At 72.8% G+C, this 21320-nt stretch carries 16 protein-coding genes; 7 read left to right on the top strand and 9 right to left on the bottom strand.

Going from position 1 to position 21320, the window contains the following annotated elements:
* Positions 1–99: 99 nt before the first annotated feature.
* Positions 100–1104 carry a 5'-3' exonuclease gene (locus ABD091_RS17975; RefSeq protein WP_343921174.1) on the bottom strand — a complete coding sequence of 335 codons (1005 nt, stop codon included), beginning with the start codon at positions 1102–1104 and terminating at the stop codon, positions 100–102.
* 28 nt (positions 1105–1132) lie between these two features.
* A complete protein-coding gene (locus ABD091_RS17980; protein WP_343921176.1) occupies positions 1133–2110 on the bottom strand; it encodes a zinc-binding dehydrogenase in 978 nt (325 codons plus the stop codon).
* A gap of 123 nt (positions 2111–2233) precedes the next feature.
* On the opposite strand from ABD091_RS17980, the gene cls reads away from it, so the two are divergent.
* The gene (gene cls / locus ABD091_RS17985; protein WP_343921178.1) at positions 2234–3727 is read left to right on the top strand and encodes a cardiolipin synthase; all 1494 of its coding nucleotides are present in this window, start codon (positions 2234–2236) and stop codon (positions 3725–3727) included.
* 9 nt (positions 3728–3736) lie between these two features.
* Here cls and ABD091_RS17990 read toward each other — a convergent pair whose 3' ends face one another.
* From ABD091_RS17990 to ABD091_RS18000, 3 genes are read right to left on the bottom strand one after another with little or no spacing between them, the layout of a single operon-like run.
* Positions 3737–7132, bottom strand: a complete 3396-nt coding sequence (locus tag ABD091_RS17990) for an error-prone DNA polymerase (RefSeq protein ID WP_343921180.1) — start codon at positions 7130–7132, stop codon at positions 3737–3739.
* A 27-nt stretch (positions 7133–7159) separates the two neighbouring features.
* A complete protein-coding gene (locus tag ABD091_RS17995) occupies positions 7160–8731 on the bottom strand; it encodes a DNA polymerase Y family protein (RefSeq protein ID WP_343921837.1) in 1572 nt (523 codons plus the stop codon).
* A 16-nt stretch (positions 8732–8747) separates the two neighbouring features.
* The gene (locus ABD091_RS18000) at positions 8748–9413 is read right to left on the bottom strand and encodes a hypothetical protein (RefSeq protein WP_343921182.1); all 666 of its coding nucleotides are present in this window, start codon (positions 9411–9413) and stop codon (positions 8748–8750) included.
* Positions 9414–9487: 74 nt separating this feature from the next.
* Between ABD091_RS18000 and ABD091_RS18005 the strand changes: the two genes are divergently transcribed.
* Positions 9488–9862: a DUF3253 domain-containing protein gene (locus ABD091_RS18005; protein WP_343921184.1), complete on the top strand. Its 375-nt coding sequence runs from the start codon at positions 9488–9490 to the stop codon at positions 9860–9862.
* Positions 9863–9919: 57 nt separating this feature from the next.
* On the opposite strand, the gene ABD091_RS18010 is transcribed toward ABD091_RS18005, so the two are convergent.
* Positions 9920–11689, bottom strand: a complete 1770-nt coding sequence (locus tag ABD091_RS18010; protein ID WP_343921186.1) for a bifunctional metallophosphatase/5'-nucleotidase — start codon at positions 11687–11689, stop codon at positions 9920–9922.
* Positions 11690–11891: 202 nt separating this feature from the next.
* On the opposite strand from ABD091_RS18010, the gene ABD091_RS18015 reads away from it, so the two are divergent.
* The 3 genes from ABD091_RS18015 to ABD091_RS18025 are packed head-to-tail and all read left to right on the top strand — an operon-like array spanning position 11892 to position 15232.
* Complete coding sequence (locus ABD091_RS18015; RefSeq protein ID WP_343921188.1) at positions 11892–13391, top strand: arylsulfatase; 1500 nt, start codon at positions 11892–11894, stop codon at positions 13389–13391.
* Positions 13375–14325, top strand: a complete 951-nt coding sequence (locus ABD091_RS18020; protein WP_343921190.1) for a formylglycine-generating enzyme family protein — start codon at positions 13375–13377, stop codon at positions 14323–14325. The genes ABD091_RS18015 and ABD091_RS18020 overlap by 17 nt, the downstream gene beginning before the upstream one ends.
* Positions 14318–15232 carry an HAD family hydrolase gene (locus tag ABD091_RS18025; protein ID WP_343921192.1) on the top strand — a complete coding sequence of 305 codons (915 nt, stop codon included), beginning with the start codon at positions 14318–14320 and terminating at the stop codon, positions 15230–15232. Before ABD091_RS18020 ends, ABD091_RS18025 begins: the two co-directional genes overlap by 8 nt.
* Here the strand turns inward: ABD091_RS18025 and ABD091_RS18030 are convergent.
* Positions 15206–16072 carry a bile acid:sodium symporter family protein gene (locus tag ABD091_RS18030; RefSeq protein ID WP_343921194.1) on the bottom strand — a complete coding sequence of 289 codons (867 nt, stop codon included), beginning with the start codon at positions 16070–16072 and terminating at the stop codon, positions 15206–15208. The two genes, ABD091_RS18025 and ABD091_RS18030, sit on opposite strands and share 27 nt — an antisense overlap.
* A 121-nt stretch (positions 16073–16193) precedes the next feature.
* Here ABD091_RS18030 and ABD091_RS18035 point away from each other — a divergent pair, with 121 nt between their 5' ends.
* Positions 16194–17546 carry an ATP-binding protein gene (locus tag ABD091_RS18035; RefSeq protein WP_343921196.1) on the top strand — a complete coding sequence of 451 codons (1353 nt, stop codon included), beginning with the start codon at positions 16194–16196 and terminating at the stop codon, positions 17544–17546.
* Entirely contained in the window at positions 17543–19231 is a 1689-nt protein-coding gene (locus tag ABD091_RS18040) for a SulP family inorganic anion transporter (protein WP_343921198.1), read from the top strand. Before ABD091_RS18035 ends, ABD091_RS18040 begins: the two co-directional genes overlap by 4 nt.
* A gap of 7 nt (positions 19232–19238) precedes the next feature.
* Here the strand turns inward: ABD091_RS18040 and ABD091_RS18045 are convergent, their stop codons facing one another.
* Positions 19239–20882 carry a SulP family inorganic anion transporter gene (locus tag ABD091_RS18045; RefSeq protein ID WP_343921200.1) on the bottom strand — a complete coding sequence of 548 codons (1644 nt, stop codon included), beginning with the start codon at positions 20880–20882 and terminating at the stop codon, positions 19239–19241.
* A gap of 1 nt (position 20883) precedes the next feature.
* Positions 20884–21231 (bottom strand): phage holin family protein, encoded by a 348-nt coding sequence (locus tag ABD091_RS18050; protein WP_343921202.1) that lies wholly within the window; start codon positions 21229–21231, stop codon positions 20884–20886.
* Positions 21232–21320 lie beyond the last annotated feature (89 nt).

A 21320-nucleotide genomic window follows, 5' to 3' on the forward strand; every position in this document is an offset into this window, starting at 1 on the left:
GGCCGTGATCCGACTATGTGGCAGCGCAGGGACGAGTCGCCATCGGGCAATGGTCGTAGTACCTCGGGGATACCGCGAGCGCCACGGTGGTCCCCGCGGTCAGCGGCGCGACGCCGACGCCGGGTCGCCGGTCAGGACCCGCAGCGCGAGCGCGGTGGTCGCCTCGACGCCGAGGAACCCGACGACCCGGCTGACCCGGTCGATGTCGAGCGGCAGCAGGCCCGGAGTGCCGGGCACGTCGGGGGCGAGACCGAGGTCGAGGTCCTCGTGCCCCCGCATCATGCTGACGTTGAAGTCATAGCGCTCGCGCGCGCCGTGCGCCGTCAGGTGGCGCACGACGCGGGCGCCGAGGCGCCGGCCGCCCTGCTCGAGCGACCAGTCGTCGAGCGCGGCGGCGACCGTCCTGCCCTCGTCGTGGTCGATGTCGGCCCACACCGCCTGCATCGAGCCGGCCGCGTCGAGCAGCGCCGCCGCCGTCTTCTCGCCGATGCCGGGGACGCCGGGGAGGTTGTCGCTCGCGTCGCCCCGGAGCGCGGCGTAGGCGAGGTAGTTCTCCGCGGCCACGCCGTACATCGTGTGCAGCCGGCGCGGGTCGAGCAGAGGTGAGCCGTTGATGCCGCCGTCGATCAGGCGCAGCACCTTCGTGTGGTCGCTGATGTGGGCGAAGGCGTCACGGTCGGAGGTGATGATCACGCAGTCCCAGCCGTGGCGCTCCGCCCACGCCGCCCCCGACGCGTTGACGTCGTCGGCCTCCAGGCCGGGCGGCGTGAGCGTGGCGAGCCCGAGCGCGTCGAGCAGCGCCCCCGCCCGCTCGAGCTGGTCGACGAGCTCGGGGTGCTTCTCGGCGCGTCCGGCCTTGTAGTCCGGGTAGGCGTCACGGCGTACGGACGCCGTGCGGTCGTCGAGGCCGAAGATGACCGCGTCGGGGGCGAACCCGTCGATCGACTCGATGATCTGGCGCAGCATCCCGTGGAGCGCCCACACCGGACGGCCGGCCCGGTCCAGCGCCCGGGTGTGGGCACGGGCGTGGTGGTTGCGGTGCAGCAGCGAGGGTGCGTCGACGACGAGCAGCAGCTGGCGGGTGTCGTCGTCGGGGTGGCTCATCGGAGATCGCCGCCCATCGTAGGTGGCGTCAGGGACGCAGCAGCACCTTGCCGGCCCGCCCGGGACGCCCGCTCGCCCGCACGGCCGCCGCGACGTCGTCGAGCCCGTGGACCGACTCGACCGGCAGGGTCAGCGTGCCCGCGGCGATGCCGGTCACGAGCTCGCCCATCAGCCGGGCGCGGGTCGCGCCGTCCATGGCGCCGAAGACCTTGCTGCCCCAGAACCCCTTGACGACCGCCTGCTTGAAGATGACGTCGCCGGAGGCGAGCTCCATCGTCGGCGAGGCCATGGCGCCGAAGACGACGAGGACGCCGTCCTCCGCCAGCAGCGAGAGCACCTCGCCGGCGGCGCTGCCGCCGACCGAGTCGACGCCGGCGACCACGGGCGCCTCGCCCACGAGGGAGCGGACCTGCTCCCGCCAGTCGGGGTCGTCGGTGGCGACGACGCGGCTGATGCCCTGGTCGGCGAGCTCCTGCACGCCCTCGGCCCGGCGTACGAGGCCCACGACATTGACGCCCCGGGCCGCCGCGAGCTGGGCGACGAGCCGGCCCACCGCGCCGTTGGCGGCGTTCTGCACGATCCAGGCACCCTCGGCGACGTCGAGGAACTCCAGCAGCGCGATCGCGCTGAACGGCATGGAGACCAGCTGGGAGGCAGCTTCGTCGGCGACGCCCTCGGGCACCGGGACCAGGGCCGCAGCCGGAGCCACGACGAGCTCGGCCCACGCGCCGAACGACCCGCCGGTGGCGACCCGCTGGCCGACCTCGAGCGAGGACACCCCCTCACCGGGCGCCTCGACGACCCCGACGGCCTCGGTGCCGGCGCGGGCGGGGAGCTCGGGCTTGTAGCCATAGCTGCCGCGCACGGTCCACAGGTCGTGGTTGTGGATGGGGGAGAGCGTCACCCGGACCAGCACCTCACCCGGGCCCGGCTGCGGGTCCGGCACCTCCTGGACCGTCAGGACGTCGGCGGGGTCTCCGAAGGCGGGGTGGACGAGCGCGCGCATGGTGTTCCTCTCGGTGGTCTGGACTGCTACCTGGGCCCAACACCGCCCGGGCCGCCACCCTTCCGCCACCCGGCGTGACATCGGTGACCCCGATCAGCGGAAATGCGTGCCACGATCCTGCCTGTGTCGACCGACGACGTGACCACGACGGCCCAGGTGCTGTCCCTGCTGATCCTGGTCGTGGTGCTGGTGCTCGAGATCGGCCTCCGGCTGCTCGTGCTCGGCATCATCCCGAGGGGCCGCAAGCCCTCCGTGGCGATGGCGTGGCTGCTGCTCTTCTACATCGACCCGATCGTCGGGTTCGTGGTCTTCCGGCTCTTCGGCTCGACCCGGCTCGGTCGCAAGCGCCACGAGCGACACCGGCAGGCCCACGAGCGGATCGCGGCGGCGACCGAGGGACTACCGCGTCCTCTCGAGGCCCTGCCGGGCGTGACCTCCGGCGTACGGACCGCGGCACGGCTCAACCGGCGGTTGGGGGCCTTCCCCGTGACCGACGGCAACGACGTCGAGCTCATCGCGGACTACCACGAGTCGCTGGCCGCGATGGCCGAGGCGGTCGACGGTGCCCGGTCGTTCGTCCACGTCGAGTTCTACATCACCGCGTGGGACGAGGCGACCGACCCGGTGTTCCGAGCGCTCGTGCGGGCGACCGAGCGCGGCGTCGACGTACGCATGCTGTTCGACCACCTCGGCTCGCGCGGGATCCCCGGCTACAAGACGATGCTGCAGCGGCTGGCGGAGACCCGGATCGAGTGGTACCGCATGCTGCCGATCCAGCCGCTCAAGCGGCGGTGGCGGCGTCCCGACCTCCGCAACCACCGCAAGATCCTCATCGTGGACGGCGAGGTCGCCTTCACCGGGTCGCAGAACCTGGTGGAGCCGGGCTACAACAAGCCCAAGAACCACGAGGCCGGCCGCGAGTGGGTCGACCTGATGATGCGGGTGCGCGGGCCGTCGGTGGCCGCGCTGTCGGCCGTCTTCGCCGGGGACTGGTACGTCGAGACGGGCTCGGAGCTCTCCGTCGTCGCACCGCCGCCCGTGGTCCCGCAGGACACGGGACGCGATCCGGTCATGGCCCAGGTGCTCCCGTCGGGACCGGGGTTCCCCGACGAGAACAACCTGCGGATGTTCACCACCCTGATCTACGGAGCCGAGCACCGGCTCCGGATCGTCAGCCCCTACTTCGTGCCCGACGAGAGCATGCTCTACGCCGTGACGACCGCGGCGCAGCGCGGCGTCGACGTGGAGCTGTTCGTGAGCGAGCAGGCCGATCAGTTCATGGTCGGCCACGCCCAGGCCTCCTACTACGAGGACCTGCTGACCGCCGGCGTCCGGATCTGGCTCTATCCGGCGCCGCAGATCCTCCACACGAAGTGCTTCACCGTCGACGACGCCGTCGCCGTCGTCAGCACCAGCAACATGGACCAGCGCTCCTTCGCGCTGAACTACGAGGTCACGATGATGCTGGTCGGCGCCGACGCGACCGCGCGCCTCAACGCGGTCGAGGACTCCTACCGGGACGCGTCCCGCCCGCTGGGCTCCGAGGAGTGGCAGGACCGCCCGTTCCGCAAGCGCTGGCTCGACAACGTGATGAGGTTGACCGCAGCGCTCCAGTGACCTGACCGCTCAGCGGAAGTCGCGGGAGGAAGCGCGGGCCTGGAGCGCGGCGCCCGCGCCGGGGACCACGACGTCGATCGGCTCGACCCGGTCGGCGACCAGGTTGGTCACGCCCTCGTTGCGCTCGAGACGACCCCGGACGACGACGGCGACCCGGTTGCGGGCCGCCTGCCGGTGGGCCTTCATCACTCCGATCGAGCAGACCACGTTGAGCATGCCGGTCTCGTCCTCGAGGTTGAGGAAGGTGACCCCCATGGCGGTGCCGGGTCGCTGCCGGTGGGTGACCAGGCCGCCGACGTGGACCCGCCGTCCCGACTCGGCCGTCTCCAGCTCGGCGACCGAACGCACCCCGGCTCGCCGCAGCTCCTCGCGGAGGTGCTCGACCGGGTGGCGCTCGGGAGAGACGCCGGTCGCCCAGAGGTCGGCGAGGGTGACCTCGGGGGCGCTCATGCCAGGCAGGGTCGGGGCGGCCGACGCCGGGGTGATGCCCGGCAGGTGGTCGGCGCCCTCGGCGAAGCCGGCCGCCCACATCGCCTCGCGCCGCTGGAGGCCCCACGCGTCGAAGGCGCCCGCGGTGGCCAGCGCCTCCAGCTGGGAGGAGGTCAGGTCCGCGCGGCGCGACAGGTCGGTGATCCCCCCGAACGGGGCCTCCTCGCGAGCCGCGACGATGCGGCGGGCGACCTCGGGGCCGATGCCCCGCACCGAGTCGAGCCCGAGGCGTACGGCGAGCCGGCCGTCGCGCCGGTGGGCCGGCACGGGGTCGGGTGTGCCCGCGACCCACTCGGTGCGGTCGAAGCGGGGCCGGCAGCAGCCCTCGAGGCCGGTGGGTGTCGTCGTGTCGTCGCCCGCCTCCAGCGGCTCGAGGTCGGCCTGCGCCGACGAGCGGGTCACGTCGGGGCGGCGTACGTCGACGTCGTGCCGGCGGGCGTCGTGGACCAGCGACTGCGGCGAGTAGAAGCCCATCGGCTGGTTGCGCAGCAGCCCGGCCAGGAAGGCGGCGGGGTAGTGGAGCTTGAACCAGGAGGAGGCATAGACGAGCAGCGCGAACGAGAGGGCGTGGGACTCGGCGAAGCCGAAGTTCGCGAACGACAGGATCTTGACGTAGATCGAGTCGGCGAGCTCGCCGGTGATGCCGCGCCGCTCCATGCCGGCGTAGAGCTTCTCCTTGACCGACTCGATCCGCTCGACGCCGCGCTTGGACCCCATCGCCCGCCGGAGCAGGTCGGCGTCGTCGCGGGTGCAGTCGCCCAGGGTCACGGCCATGGCCATCAGCTGCTCCTGGAACAGCGGCACGCCCTTGGTGCGCTCGAGCACCGGCACCAGCTCGGGGTGGTCGTAGGTGACCTCCTCCTGACCGGTGGCGCGGCGTACGTAGGGGTGTACCGCGCCGCCCTGGATCGGCCCGGGGCGGATGAGGGCGATCTCGATCGCGAGGTCGTAGAACTCCCGCGGGCGCAGTCGGGGCAGGGTGCCGATCTGGGCCCGGCTCTCGACCTGGAAGACCCCGACCGAGTCCGCGCGGCAGAGCATGTCGTAGACCGCCGGCTCCTCCTTGGGCAGCGTCGCGAGGTCCCACTGCTCGCCGAGGTGGTCGGCGACCAGCCGCATCATGTGGTCGAGGGCGCCGAGCATGCCGAGCCCCAGCAGGTCGAACTTCACCAGCCCCATCGACTCGCAGGCGTCCTTGTCCCACTGGAGCACCGTGCGCCGATCCATCCGGGCGCGCTCGATCGGGCAGACCTCACCGATCGGCTGCTCGGTGAGGACCATGCCCCCGGAGTGGATCCCGAGGTGACGCGGCGCGCCCATGAGCTGCTCGGCCAGCGCCACCACCGGCGGCGGGATCTCGTGGGACGGGTCTTCGTCGGCGGACACGACGGACGACCAGCCGTCGACCTGCTTGGACCACGCGTCCTGCTGGCCGGGGGAGTGGCCCAGCGCCTTGGCGGCGTCGCGCACGGCCATGCGCGGCCGGTAGGTGATGACGTTGGCGACCTGGGCGGCGTTGCGGCGGCCGTAGGTGTCGTAGACCCACTGGATGACCTCCTCGCGCCGGTCGGAGTCGAAATCGACGTCGATGTCGGGCTCCTCGTCGCGGTGGGCGGAGATGAAGCGCTCGAAGGGCAACCGGTAGAAGACCGCGTCGACCGCGGTGATGCCCAGCGCGTAGCAGACCGCCGAGCTGGCGGCCGAACCGCGGCCCTGGCACAGGATCCGGCGGGACCGCGCGAAGGCGACGATGTCGTGGACGATCACGAAGTAGCCGGCGAAGTCCTTCTCCGCGATCACCTGCAGCTCGTGGTCGAGGCGCTCCCGGGCCTCCCGCTCGTGGGGGACGCCGGCGTAGCGCTCGGCGAACCCGCGCTCGGCCAGCACCCGCAGCCACGAGTCGGCGGTGTGGCCCTCGGGGATCTGTCGCTTCGGCAGTGCCGGGGAGGCCTTGCGGAGGTCGAAGGCGAGCTCGTCGGCGAGCGAGACGCTGCGAGGCACGGCCGTGGGATGGGCCGCGAGCGCCGCGGCCGCCTCGTCGCCGCTGCGCAGGTAGGCCGACCCCGCGAGGTCGAGCCAGCCGTCGAGGTCAGCGAGACTGCGCCGGGAGCGTACGGCGGCCATCGCCGTGGCCAGCCGGTGCGCCCGCGGCGTGGCGTGGTGGACGTTGCCGGCGGCGACGACGTCGAGCCCGTGGACCGCGGCCAGTCGGGCCAGCGCGCCGTTGGTCGTGTCGACGCCGGGGCGCGGGGAGAGCTCGACGAGGACGTTCTCGAGCCCGAAGAGGGCGGTGAGCCGGTCGAGCGCGGCCGCGGCGGCCGCCTCACCGCCGGTGGCGAGCGCGTGAGGCACGGTGCCCTTGCGGCACCCCGTCAGCACGGTCCAGTGACCGCGACCACGCTCACCCAGCTCGTCGAGGTCGTAGACCGGCCGCCCCTTCTCGTCGCCGCGCAGGTGGGCGTCGGTCATCGCCGCCGCCAACCGGTGGTAGCCCTCGACACCGCGCGCCAGGACGAGGAGGTGGCTGCCCTCAGGGTCGGGGACCCCGTTCTGGGGGCCGCTCAGCCCGAGCGAGAGCTCGGCGCCGAAGACCGTGGGGAGACCGTGGACTGCGGCCGCCTCGGCCAGGGCAGGGGCGGCGTAGAAGCCGTCGTGGTCGGTCACCGCGAGTGCGTGGAGGCCGAGCCGCACCGCCTCCTCGACGAGCTCGGCGGGCGAGCTCGCGCCGTCGAGGAAGCTGAAGTGGGTGTGGCAGTGGAGCTCGGCGTAGGGCGTGACCGACGAGGGACGCTCGATCGGTCGGGTCGGGAGGTCGACGCGCTTGCGCCGCGAGACCGGCGCGTCGTCGGCGCCCGGGAGCCCGCTGAGCCGGCGCTCGAGCTCCTTCCAGTGCATGGCGGGGTTGTTCCAGCCCATCAGCCGCACCCCGGACGACGGGTGCCGTCAGTCATAGCCGGCCTCCAGCGACCAGCCGCCGGGGGCTCGGCAGAGCAGCCACGCCCGCCCGTCGGCGCCGACCACCTGGAAGCGTGAGCTCGGGCCCGAGCCGCCCGACCACCAGTCCTCGTCGACCGGCCAGGGCCCGGACCAGGCGGTGACCGGCTGCCACGGCAGCAGTCCGTCGCCGACCCGGAAGCGACGCGGCTCGCCGCTGACCACGCCGCGGTCGGAGACGGCCACGTCGTGACCGGCGTCGTCGACGACCTCGGCGGCCGGCGGGTCGGGGAAGACGCGCACCGGCGCCGGGCCGGGCACCCGGCCGGGCCACGGTCGCTCGAGCGGGCGCAGGTCGACCGGACGCTCGCCCCAGGGGACCAGCGCCTGCCGCGCCGCCGGCGTGCGCCCGCCCTGCAGCACCGGTCGGCGTACGTCCTCGAAGCCGAGCATGCCCTGCACCCGGGCCACCCCGCGCTCGACGAGGTCGTCCGACGCGGTGCCCCACAGCGCCTCGCCGTGGGCGGCGGCGGGCTCGACCGTGTCGGGCACGAACCGGACCCGGTCGACGGGGGAGCGGACGTCGCCCACGCCCTTGCGCGCGCGCAGCGAGCTGCCGGCGCCGCTCGTGGACCCGGCCGACTGGAGCTGCCAGTGGACCCGGTCGACGAGGTCGCGGGCGGCGAAGTGACGGGGGTGGAGCCAGGTGCGGGACGAGCAGACGACACCGTCGGACTCGGCCTCGATCCGCACGGCCGTGGCGACGAGCTGGTGGTGGGCCAGGCCGGCGACGAAACGCTCGGCGGTGGTGCGGACGCTGAACGTGATCGCCTCGACCGAGTCGAGCGGCGGGTCGAACGGCACCTCGACGTCGAGCTCGGGCGGTGGGGTCCGGGCGGCGAACAGCGTGCGGTCCTCGCCGCGGGCGCGGCGTCGTACGGCGGTGCCGTAGCCGCCCAACCGCTGCTCGACGGCGTCGCCGGGGAGGTCGGCGAGGTCGCCGAGGGTGTGGAGGCCTAGCCGGCGGAGCAGGTCGGCCAGATCGCGTCCGCGGGCGCCGTCGTCGGCGAGGACGTGGACGGGCAGCCCGCGCAGGAAGGTGGCGGAACCGCCGGTCACGACGATCTCCCAGCCCTGCACCTCCGCGGTCCGCGCCGCCTGCTCGGCGGTGAACAGGTCGTCGGCGATCCCGATCCGGACGTCCCAGACACCTGCCTCCACGAGGGCCTGGCTCGTCGTCGCAGCGGCCGCGGCCTCCGAGCCGTACCAGCGGCCGGGGGCTCGGACCGCGAGCAGTCCCGGTCGCAGCGCCGCCACCCCGGGGCGGAGGTCCTCGACCAGCGCCAGCACCGGCTCGAAGGCGCGGGCGTCGCGGTCGTGGCCGCTCGGGAGCAGCACGAGCTCGGGACACCTCGACTGTGCGTCGCGCCGCCGCTGGCCCCGGCGTACGCCCTCGGCACGGGCGGGACCGTTGCAGACCTCCACGACGTTGGCGGACAGCACGGCCGCCGGCAGGCGGGGTGACTGCTCGGCTTCGGCGAGGGCGGCGACCACCGACCAGTCGGGGCACCACACGACCATCACCCTCACGGCGAGGTCACCCCGGCACCTGCCGCACCTCACGCAGGGGCGCGTCGAGGCGCTCGAGGGTCGGCCAGGCGAGCTCGGCGCGCTGGACTGGTCGTGCCCCGCGCTGGACCAGCACGCGGGCCCGACGCTCCTCGAGTCGGCCACCCCCGTCCGCAGGGCCCGACCACCACGACTGCTCGGTCGTCAGCCGTGCCTCGACGCGTGGCCACTCACCCTGGACCACCAGCACGGACGAGCGGGTGCGCAGCCGCGACTGGAGCAGGCCCGCCGTCCGCTGGTCGACGCCGGCGGGCGGACGGAGCACGACCACGCGGAGCACGTCGACGAGGGCGGCCGTCACCTCGAGCCAGTGGACGCCCGGGTCGGGCACGAGCACGGTGCGGGTGAGCTCGATGCCGACCTCGGCGGCTGCCTCGGCCCCGAAGTCGGTCCAGCCCGCGAAGCCCACCCACTCGCCGGCGCGCGAGGCCCCGGCCGCCATTGCGAGCGCCCACGAGGCCGAGTCGACGGAGTAGGCCGCCCCGGCTCTCAGGGGCAGGAGGTCGGCCAGCCCGGGCAGCGTCGCCACCGGCTGGGCCGCGGGTCCGGACTCCATCGCGGCCATCCGCTCCCGCAGCTGCTCGACCACCGGACGGGCGGGGTCGAGGGTCGTCGTCGGAGCAGCGGAGGGCACCGGACCATGATCGAACACGCGTTCGAACGCGTCAAGCGGAACGGCAGGTCCCACCCGGTTGGCACACTGGACCCATGCCGCCGGAGTCGAAGACCTGCGCGTCGTGCGGGCGCACGATCGAGTGGCGCAAGAAGTGGGAGCGCGACTGGGACTCGGTGCGCTACTGCTCGACGGCCTGCCGGAAGCGCGGCGTCAGCGGGACCGACCGGCGCCTCGAGGAGGCGATCACCGCGCTCCTGGCCGGCCGCGCCCGGACGTCGACCATCTGTCCCTCCGACGCCGCGCGGGCGGTGGGCGGCGACGACGAGGACGCGTGGCGGCCGCTGATGGAGCCGGCCCGTCGTGCCGCCCGGCGCCTGGTCGCACGCGGCGAGGTCGAGATCACCCAGCGTGGTCGGGTGGTCGACCCGTCCACGGCGAAGGGAGCGATCCGGATCCGCAGCCGGTGAGGGAGACGGCACGAGGCCCCGGTCAGGCGACCGGGGCCTCGCATGTGGAGCAGTGGCTCAGAGCCCGCCGACCCGGTCGTCGGTGACCGAGAGGCCCGGGTTGGCCTCGAGGTAGGCCACGAGGTTCTCCAGGTCGCTCGGACCGCCGAGGACGTTCTCGCCCTCGCCGAACGCCGTGAAGCCGTCGCCGCCGTCGGCGAGGAAGTTGAGCGTCGCGACGCGGTAGACGTCGTCGGCGCCCACGGGCTCGCCGTTGAGCTCCATGGAGCCCGGCACGACCTGGTGCGCCTCGGGGTCCCAGTCGTAGGTGAAGCCCTCGGACGGGTTCAGCGCCAGCACCGGTCGGCTGGCGGCCTCGCCCTTCCACTGCTGGTTGAGCACCGCCTCGATGTCGGCGCCGGTCAGGTCGAGGGTGACCAGCAGGTTGCCGAACGGAGCGACCGCACCGGCCTCGCCGTAGGTGATCTCGCCCGGCTGCTCCCCACCCGGGGTCTCGGCGTAGATGAACGAGTCCCGGACGCCGGAGGTGTTCATGAACGCGATCTCGGCGCCACCGTCGGCCTCGGCCTGGGTGCCCCACAGGATCGAGTCGGCGACGAGGCGACCCATCGGGGTCTCGGCGCCGCGGTCACCGCTGGAGTCGCCGGTGATGTCCTCGGTGACCGAGCCGACGACCTCGTTGGCCAGCGGCGCGGCCTTGTCGAGCCACTTCTGGACGATCGCCTGGACGGTCTCGTCGACACCGTCCTCGACGGTGACCTCGTGGTTGCGGGCCTTCGAGCGGTCACGCAGCACGTTGCCGGTCTTGCGGTCGACGACCAGCTTGGTCGCGGTCACCAGGCTGCCGTAGTCGCTGGCCTGGGTGACCGGACGCGGGTTGCCGCGCGGGTCGTCGAGCATGCAGACGTAGCCCTCGTGGGAGTGGCCGGTGACCATCGCGTCGACCTGCGGGACGACCGCGTCGTTGATCGCCGCGACCGGGCCCTCGAGCCCGATGCAGGTGTTCGGGGTCCGCGGGTCGTCCTCCGGGGTCTCACCCTCACCGGGCTCCCAGGTCTGCGCGCTGCCCTCGTGCATCAGCACGACCTGGGTCTTCACGCCCTTGGCCGAGAGCACCTGGGAGTAGTGGTTGATGGCCTCCGCCTCGGAGCCCACGTCCACGTTGCGGATGCCGCTGGGGTTGACCAGCACCGGCAGGTCGTCGGTGACGACACCGATGAAGCCGACCTCGACACCGCGGACCTTCTTGACCCAGTAGGGCGGGAGGATGGGCTTGCCGCTGCCCTTCCAGGTCACGTTGGCGGCCAGGTAGGGGAAGTCGGCACCGTCGTAGGCGACGCCGTCCTCGAAGCACTGGTCGTAGCAGCCGCCGTGCTGGATCCGCAGCAGCTCGCGCACGCCCTCGTCGAACTCGTGGTTGCCGACCGCGCTGGTCTGGAGGCCCATCGCCTCGAGCACCTCGATGGTCGGCTCGTCCTGGAAGATCGTGGACTCGAACTGGCTCGCCCCGATCAGGTCGCCAGCGGCGGCGGTGACGGTCGTCCGGCGGCCGTACTGCTGGCGCAGCTCCGTGATCTTGGCCGCGAGGGCGGGAGCGCCGCCGAGGCCACCCTCGTCCCGCAGCCGGCCGTGGAAGTCGTTGAACGACAGGATGCGGATCGCCGCCCGCCGCTTGGCCTTCCTGGCGGGCGCCTCCTGCACGGCGGGCGCGGACTGGACGGTCTCCCGGTCCTTGTCCGGGGCGGCACTGGACGGTGCCGCGACTGCGGCGGTGCTCAGTGCAACGGCGGCCGTCGCCACCACGGCGCCGAGCCTGGTTCGCTTCATCACGAGATGGTGCTCCCTCTTCGGTTGTCACAAGTCGGTGTTGACCGGGTCACGCTAACCGCGCCGTGGGGCTGGGTCGAGAACCTCGGGATAACCGTTCGGAAACGCTCGCCCTCACCCGCGTCGGGTGAGGGCGGGTTCCTCGCGCTGACCTACGTTCGAGACGGACGCCCGTGACCACGCGCGCGAGAGAGAGGCAGCCATGGCGGACAAGCCGAACATCCTCATCATCTGGGGTGACGACATCGGGATCAGCAACCTCAGCTGCTACAGCGACGGACTGATGGGCTACCGCACGCCGAACATCGATCGCATCGCCGACGAAGGCGTGCGGTTCACCGACTACTACGGCGAGCAGAGCTGCACCGCAGGCCGGGCCGCCTTCATCACCGGTCAGAACCCCTACCGCACCGGACTCACCAAGGTCGGCATGCCCGGCGCCGACATCGGCCTGCGCGCCGAGGACCCGACGATCGCGACGGCGCTGAAGCACCTCGGCTACGCCACCGGCCAGTTCGGGAAGAACCACTTCGGCGATCGCGACGAGTTCCTGCCGACGATGCACGGGTTCGACGAGTTCTTCGGCAACCTCTACCACCTCAACGCCGAGGAGGAGCCCGAGCTCGACGACTACCCCTCGGAGGACGACTTCCCCGACTTCCGCAAGAACTTCGGACCGCGCGGGGTCATCCACTCGTGGGCCAACGGAGACGGCACGCAGCGGATCGAGGACACCGGACCGCTCACGAAGGAGCGGATGAAGACCATCGACGACGAGGTGGTGCCGGAGGCGCTGCGCTTCATGGGTGACGCACGGGACTCCGACACCCCGTTCTTCGTCTGGCTCAACACGACCCACATGCACTTCCGCACCCACCTCAAGGACGGGAGCCGCGGCAAGGCCGGACGGTGGCAGTCGGAGTACCACGACACGATGTGCGACCACGACGAGCTCGTGGGGGAGGTCCTCGACTGGTTGGACGAGCAGGGGCTGGCCGAGAACACGATCGTCATGTACTCCACCGACAACGGTCCCCACATGAACACCTGGCCCGACGCCGGCATGACGCCGTTCCGCAACGAGAAGAACTCCAACTGGGAGGGCGCCTACCGGGTGCCGGCGATGGTCCGCTGGCCCGGGCACTTCCCGGCGGGCGAGGTGCGCAACGGCATCGTGAGCCACAACGACTGGTTCGTCACGCTGCTCTCCGCGGCCGGCGACAAGGACGTGAAGGACCGACTGAAGGCCGGCACCGAGCTCGCCGGCTCCTCCTTTCACGTGCACCTCGACGGTCACGACCAGGTCGACTACATCGCCGGTGCGACGGACGAGAGCCCACGGAAGCACTTCTTCTACTGTTCCGACGACGGGGACCTCACGGCGTTGCGATTCGACAACTGGAAGGTCGTCTTCCTCGAGCAGCGCGCGACTGGAACGCTGAACGTGTGGGCCGAGCCCTACACCGAGCTGCGGGTGCCCAAGATCTTCAACCTCAAGACCGACCCCTACGAACGGGCCGACATCACCTCCAACACCTACTACGACTGGCTGCTCGACCACGCCTGGGTGCTCGTGCCCTCGCAGGCCTACGTCGGGCGGATGCTGCAGACGCTGGTGGACTTCCCGCCGCGCCAGGAGTCGGCCAGCTTCACGGTCGGCAAGGTGATGGAGAAGCTGAAGGCCGGTGTCGGCAGCGCCTGAGCTCGTCGACCTGCCGGGGGGCACGTTCCGGATGGGGTCGGACGACCACTACCCCGAGGAGGCACCGACCCACCCGGTGCGCGTCGGCGGCTTCGCCATCAGCCCGACGGCGGTGACCAACGCCGAGTTCGCACGCTTCGTGCGGTCGACCGGCTACGTGACCGTCGCCGAGCGGCCGCTCGATCCCGCCGAGTTCCCGGACGCACCACCGGAGAACCTGGTCCCCGGGTCGATGGTGTTCACCGCCACCGACGGGCCGGTCGACCTGCGCCACCTGAGCCAGTGGTGGACCTGGACGCCCGGGGCGAGCTGGCAGGCGCCGTACGGGCCGGGGAGCTCGGTCAAGCGGATCCCGGACCACCCGGTCGTCCAGGTCTGCCACGAGGACGCGCGTGCCTACGCCGACTGGGCGGGGCTCGCCCTGCCGACCGAGGCCGAGTGGGAGTACGCCGCCCGCGGTGGCCTCGACGGGACGCCCTACACGTGGGGCGAGGAGAAGCGTCCGGACGGCCGGATCATGGCCAACACCTGGGACGGCCCCGACTTCCCGTGGCGCCACACGAAGGAAAGCGGCTACCTGCGGACCGCCCCGGTCGGCAGCTTCCCCGCGAACGGCTTCGGGCTCTTCGACATGGCTGGCAACGTGTGGGAGTGGACCGACGACTGGTGGACCAGCCGCCACCCGGACGCGGCGGAGTCAGCCTGCTGCGCCCCCGTCGACCCGCGCGGAGGGGACCTCGAGGGCAGCCGTGATCCGCGGCAGCCGCAGTTCCGCACCGGCCGCAAGGTCATCAAGGGGGGTTCCCACCTCTGCGCCGACAGCTACTGCCTGCGCTACCGGCCCGCGGCCCGGCGCCCCCAGATGGTCGACACCGGGATGAGCCACGTGGGCTTCCGCTGCGTGCGGCGTCCGGAGAGGAGCGACGATGAGTGACCTGCTTCCGTCCTGGCGTCCGGGCCCCGTGCGCGACGCCGTCGTCGGCTTCCTCGACGCCGTGCACGACGTCGAGCCCGACGACCGGCTGGCCTGCTTCGACAACGACGGGACGCTGTGGTGCGAGCGGCCGACCTACGTCCAGCTCGACTACCTCGTCGACCTGCTCCGGGCGGCGAGCAGCGAGGATCCCGCCGTCCGCGAGCGCCCCGAGTACGCCGCCGTCCTCGACGGCGACCGTGCCGCCATCGGCGACCTCGGGCTCGTACGGGTGGCCCTGGCGCTGACCGAGCTCTGCCAGGGCTGGGGCCCCGAGGAGTTCACCGACAGCGTGCGTGACTTCATGGGGCGCGCCCAGCACCCGACCCTCGGCCGCCCCCACCGGACTGCGGTCTACCAGCCGATGCTCGAGCTCCTCGACGAGCTGCGGGCGCGGGACGTCACGGTGAGCATCGTCAGCGGTGGCGGCACCGAGTTCGTGCGGGCGATCAGCCGTGACCTCTACGGCGTAGCGCCCGAGCTGGTCGTCGGGACGCTGGTCGCCTACGACTACGACCGCGACCCCGACGGGCGGCCGCGGCTGCGTCGCACCGCCTCGGTGGTCGGCGAGGCCAACGAGGGCGCGGCGAAGGTGAGCGCCATCCAGACCCACCTCGGCCGGAGGCCGCAGCTGGCCGCGGGCAACTCCGGGGGGGACCGCGAGATGCTGGAGTGGGCCGACGGTCAGGACGGGCCGTCGCTGGCGCTGCTCGTCGACCACGACGACGCCGACCGCGAGGTCGCCTACACCAGCGTCGCCCAGACCTTCGCGGAGGCCGAGCCGATCACACAGGTCGGTGACCGCCTCGGCTGGACCGTCGTCAGCATGGCCAGGGACTGGTCACGCGTCTTCCCCGACGGGGCCTGACGCCCGCCGGCGTCCCAGCTCGGCGGCGAGCAGGATCAGCACCACCGGCATCGCCACTGCCGCCGCCAGCGTCCGGACCACGACGTCGGGACCCAGGCTGCCTGCGATCACCATCGCCGCCGCGATGTTGCGCTGGGCCGCACCCAGCTCGAGCACCCGTCGTTCGGAGCCCGGCCGGCCCAGGCCCGACAACGCCCCGGCGCCGAGGCCGGCGAGGATGAGCAGGGCGACCCCGAGGAAGACCCACGTCCCGACGACACCGAGCAGGTCGCGCCAACCGGCCAGCAACGCCGCCGCCAGGCCGAGGGCAAGGCCCATCGTCGACATCCGCTGGATCCCGGGGGCCCACCGCACGGCGTGCTCGGCGTACCGAGCGTGGACGAGCAGCCCCCCGGCGAGCGGCAGGATCATCAGCCAGACCAGCGAGCTGGCGATCTCGCCGGGCGAGACGGCCGCGTCGGGCACCAGCCACGGCACGACGAGGGGCGCGTAGCCGACGGTCACGACCATCAGCAGCACCATGACCCCCACGGCCGTGGGGGTGTCGCCGCCCGCCAGCTTTGCCAGCGGTGCGAGGAACGGGGCGCCCGCGACGCAGGCGACGAGCAGCAGCGACGTCCGGGTCGCGTCGTCGACCGGCAGCAGGCTGACCACCAGCAGCCCCGCGGCGGGGACGACGACGAAGTTGACCACGACCACACCGACCACGAGACGTACGTCGCGCAGCGGTCCCGTCACGGCGCCGAGGGTCAGCGCCAGCCCCGTGCCGAGCATGCCGGCCACCACGAAGACCAGCATTCCCACGCGGGCGAGGGGGATCAGGACGTCGGCGGCCTCCATGGGGAGAGTCCAGCAGCCGGGGAGCGGCGGGGCCTCACCCCCGCCGGATGATCACCCGCTGCGGGGGAGGCACCGCCCGGCCGGGTCTCAGCAGGCTGGAGCCCCCTGACCGGAGGACAGCATGCCGACACAGCGCACGGACCTGCACGCGACGTCGGTGGACGGTCGCACCGTCGACCTCACGGGCGGTCCGCCGGCCCCGGGCGACCTGCTCGTGGTGGGCGCCGAGGACGGCGTGCTGGTGCAGGCGGTGTCGACGACCTCGGGCGTGGTGCTGGGCAGGGTGACCGGCGGACATCTCGACCAGGACGTCGCGGCATTCGCCGCTGCGGCGCGGGTGGCGGCACGTGAGGAGGTGGCGGCACTGCAGGCCGCGACCGGCGCGGACCTCGACGTCGGCGCCTGGGACTGCGGGGGCGCCGATGCGACCGCGGCGCTCCGCTCGTCGGGTTTCAACCGCCACACCTTCCTGTGCGGCCAGAGCGGGTCGGGCAAGACCTACGCCCTCGGCGTGCTGCTCGAGCGGCTGCTCATCGGCACCGGGCTGCCGATGGTGATCCTCGACCCCAACGCCGACTTCGTGCACCTCGCCACCACCCGGCCCGGGGCGGACCCGGAGGGCGCAGCGACCATCTCGGGGACCGACATCCGCGTGCTCGGGAGCCGACCGCCGGCCCAGCCGCTCCGGATGCGTTTCGCCACGATGCCCCGGCCGGCCCAGGCGGCGGTGCTGCGCCTCGACCCTCTCCGGGACCGCTCGGAGTACAACCTGTTCGTCAACTCCTTCCGTCAGGACCGGCCGATGCCCTCCGGGGTCGGTGGCTACGTCACCAACCTGCTCGCCGGCGGTGACGACGAGCGCGCCCTCGGCCAGCGGGTCCAGAACCTGGGGCTGACCGAGTGGGAGGTCTGGGCGCTCGACCAGCCGTCGGCGGCCGAGGTCGCCCTGGAAGGCGCGCGGGCGACGGTCGTCGACCTCGCCGGCCTCTCCGACCCGCGAGAGGCGTCCGCGGTCTGCCTCGACCTGGTCGAGCGGCTGTGGGCGGCACGCCACGAGCGGCGACCGATGCTCGTCGTCATCGACGAGGCCCACAACGTCTGCCCCGCCGAACCCGAAGGTGAGGTCCAGCAGCTGCTGGTCGACCGGCTGGTCCAGATCGCGGCCGAGGGTCGCAAGTACGGCCTGTGGCTGCTGCTCTCGACGCAACGGCCGTCCAAGGTGCACCAGCAGGTCGTGTCCCAGTGCGACAACCTGATGCTGATGCGGATGAACTCACCGGGTGACGTCGCCGACGTCGCCGGGCTCTTCGGCTACGCACCCGCCGACATGGTGGCCAGGGCACCCTCGTTCCGCCAGGGGGAGGCCGTGCTGGCCGGCCGGTTCGCCCCGTGCCCCATGCGCGTGCGGATGGGGGAGCGGCTGACCGTGGAGGGCGGCTCCGACGTTGCCGTCCCGCCGCGCGCAGGAACGTGAGCACGGACGGCGGGCTCGTCCGGCGGCCCGAGCGCGACCTGCGGACCTTCCTGCCGGTCCTCGCGTGGCTGCCGCGCTACCGCGTGGGTCGGGACCTGTCGGCCGACCTCGTCGCCGGCATCGCGCTCGCGGCCCTCCTGATCCCGGAGTCGATCGGCTACGCCGGGATCGCGGGAGTCCCGCCCGAGGTCGGGTTGTACGCCGCGATCGCGGCCGTGGCGGCCTACGCGCTGACCGGCGGCACGTCCATCCTCGTCGTCGGGCCGGCCTCCGCGGTGGCGGCCCTGAGCGCGTCGCTCGTCGCGGAGCTCACGTCGTCGGGCGCGGATCCCGCCGTGCTCACGGCAGCCCTCGCCGTGAGCTCCGGCCTGCTGCTGCTCCTCGCCGGACTGCTGCGGCTCGGCTGGATCGTCAACTTCATCTCCCGACCCGTGCTCCACGCCTTCGTCGCGGGGCTGTCGGTCTCGATCATCATCGGTCAGCTCGACGGGCTCCTCGGCGTGGAGATCGATGCGGAGACCGCCGTCGGCAAGGCCTGGCAGGTCGTCGCCCGGGTCGCCGAGTGGGACCCGGCGACGGTCGCGCTCGGCGTGCTCGGGCTCGGCCTCCTGGTGTCGCTCGAGCACTGGGCGCCGCGGGTGCCGGCGGCGCTGCTCGTGGTCGTCGGGGGGATCGCGCTGGTCTGGTTGCTCGGGGTGGACGAGGTGTCGATCGACGTCCTCGGCACCATCCCTCAGGGCCTTCCCTCACCGGACCTTCCAGGGCTCGACCTCGAGACCTGGCTCACCGTGACCGCCGGCGGAGCCGCGCTGGTCCTCGTCGGCTTCTCGGAGGGGTTCGCCGCCGCGAGCTCTGTCTCGGACCGGACGGGGGAGGCCGTGGACGGCGACCAGGAGCTGGTGGGTGCCGGTGCGGCGAACCTCGCCTCGGGGCTCTTCGGCGGCCTGGCCGTGTCCGGCAGCCTCTCGAAGTCGGCCGCCTCCCAGGCCGCAGGCGCCCGCAGCCAGGTGGCCAACCTGGCGGCCGCCGCGGTCGTGGTGCTGACGCTGCTCGTGCTGGCCCCCGTCTTCGAGCTGCTCCCGGAGGCCGTCGTGGCTGCCGTCGTGATCGCCGCCGTCCTCCCCGCCGCGAGCCCGTCACGGGTGCTCGACCTGTGGGCGGTCAACCGGCTGGACTTCGCCGCGGGCCTCACGACCTTCGTGCTGGTCCTCGTCTGGGAGACCCTCCCCGCCATGATCGTCGGGGTGGCGCTGTCGCTGCTCTTCCTCGTACGCCGCGCCAGCTTCCCCGACGTCGTCGAGCTCCGCCCGGACCACGACGGGACCTTCGCGAAGGTCGAGGACGGTGTTCCGGGACTGAGTCGTCCCGACGTGGCCGTCATCCGTTTCGAGGCCTCGCTCGTCTACGCCAACGCCGACCGCCTCGCCCGGGCGGTCGACACCCTGCTGGGGGAGCGCCCGGGGCTGAAGGTCCTGGTCCTGGACGCGGAGATGGTCGCCGACCTGGACTCCACGGGCGCAGAGACCCTGCACGCCCTGGACGACCGGCTGGCCGCTGCGGACGTCGAGATGCGCCTGGCCCGCATCCACCGGCGTGCCCGGGGCCAGCTCCAGCGGTCGGGCCTGGCGGCCCGCTTCGAGGGCCGGATCCTCCCGCACGTGCTGCCGGCCGCCGAGGAGGACTGAGCACGGCTCAGGCGGACCCGCGCTGCTCCTCGACCGCGTCGTCGTGGGCACGACGTACGGTCTCGCCGAGCCACTCGGTGCCGACGTAGACGTGTTGCTGGCCGAGCTGGTCGACCAGGCCCTCGGCCCGCAGCTGGCGCAGCGCGCGCTCGTTGCCGAGGACGAGCTTGAGCCGTCCGCCATGGGCCTCGAGGTCGGCGGCGTAACGACGGAGGACGTCGATCAGGGTCAACCCGAGCTGGTCGACCCCACGCAGTCGCAGGATGACCACGGACCCGCTGCCCTCGGGCGTGATGCGGGGCAGCTGCTGCTCGAGGACGGGCGCGCTGGCGAAGAAGAGGCTGCCGTAGGGCTGGAGCGTGACGACGGCGCCTGCGGGCAGGACCTCCGGCGGGTCCCCCTCGCGGTAGCGCCCGTCGGGGAGGAACTCCACGGCCCGGAGCGTGACCCGGTTGGACTGGTTGGCGACGTGGAGCACGATGGCGAGCCCGACCCCGATCACGACCGCGAACTGCAGCGGGACGACGAGGGTGAGGGCGAAGGTCACGGCCAGGACCGTGACCTGCAGCGCGCCGGTGCGGACCACGGAGAGCACCGCCGCCGGCTTGACCGTCCGGATGCCGACGACGATGAGGAGGGCCGCCAGGGACGGCATCGCGACCCGCCCGACGAGGTCGGACAGGAGCAGGATGACGACCGCCATCGTGACGCCGGCGACGAAGAAGGCCACACGGCTGCGTGCTCCGGCCGCGTGCACCAGCGCCGAGGCCGACATCGAGCCACCCACCGGCATGCCCTGGAAGATCCCCGACATGAGGTTGCCGGCTCCCTGCCCGACGAAGTCGCGGGAGGTGTCCGACCGGCGTCCGTCGGGGTTCGGGATGCCGGCGGACACGGCAGCGCCCTGGACCAGGCCGACGAAGGCGAGCGAGAGCGCCGGGACCGCGAGGACGAGGACGTCGCCGAGGACGGGCAGGCGCGGTGCCGGGAGTGCGCCGGGCAGGTCGGCGAGGTCGGAGACGAGGGCGACGTCCGGGGTGAGGACGGCGGGGATCGCGGATCCGACCACGACGGCGACGACGAGGCCGAACGAGCCGATGCGTGTGCGTTCCAGGACGAGGATCAGGACGATGGTGACGGCGCCGACCGCGACCGACCCGAGGTCGGCGCGCCACGGGTGGAGGGCGAGGTCGAGCGCGCGCAGGACCCGGTTCGGCGCGTCGGAGTCGTAGCCGCTGAAGTTCGAGAGCTGCCCGAGGACGATGTTGACCCCCACGGCGCTCACGAAGCCCGTCATCACGGCCGTCGGGACGAAGCGCAGCATCCGGCCGCCGCGCAGCAGTCCTGCGACGACCATGACGACCCCTGTCAGGACCGAGAGCGTGAACAGGGCCCGCTCCGGGTCGGGGCGGGAGGCCAGGTCGGTGTCGGCGACGACGAGGGACATCGCCCCCGTCGCCTGGACGGCCATGAAGGTGCTGCTGGTGAAGGCTGCCGCGCCGACCATCCCGAAGAGGTAGCCGTAGAGGCCGGCGACGGGGTTCACACCGGCGAGCACGCCGCTCGCGAGCCCGTCGGGCACGCTCTCGACCCCGAGGACGACCCCCGCCGTGGCGTCCGGCCGGAACCGTCGCAGCGATCGGTCAGTCACGTCAGTCGAGGACCAGCTTGCTCAACAGCGTGTTGAGCACCGAGATCACGAGCGCCGCGAGGATCGTGCGGAGCGGGCCGCCGACGGTCAACGAGTCGGTGAACCACGCGGTGACCATGAGCAGCAGCCCGTTGATCACCAGCGAGAAGAGGCCGAGCGTGACCAGGGTGATGGGAGCACTCAGCAGCCGGAGCACCGGACCGACGAGCGCGTTGACGAGGCCGAGCACGGCGGCGGCCGTCAGCAGCCCGACGACGCCGCCGGTGACCTCCACGCTGTCGGCGAAGAGCGCCACGAGGGCGAGCACCGCGGCCAGCAGCACCCAGTGGACGAGCAGCCTGCGCAGCACGGGACCACCTCCTTGCGGTCATGGTGGCGCTGGGGGGCGACCTCGCGCGTCACCCGCGGAGGATGACGCCCGGTTAGACCAAAGTAGGT

This window comes from Nocardioides aestuarii (assembly GCF_039527245.1).
Classification (GTDB): domain Bacteria; phylum Actinomycetota; class Actinomycetes; order Propionibacteriales; family Nocardioidaceae; genus Nocardioides; species Nocardioides aestuarii.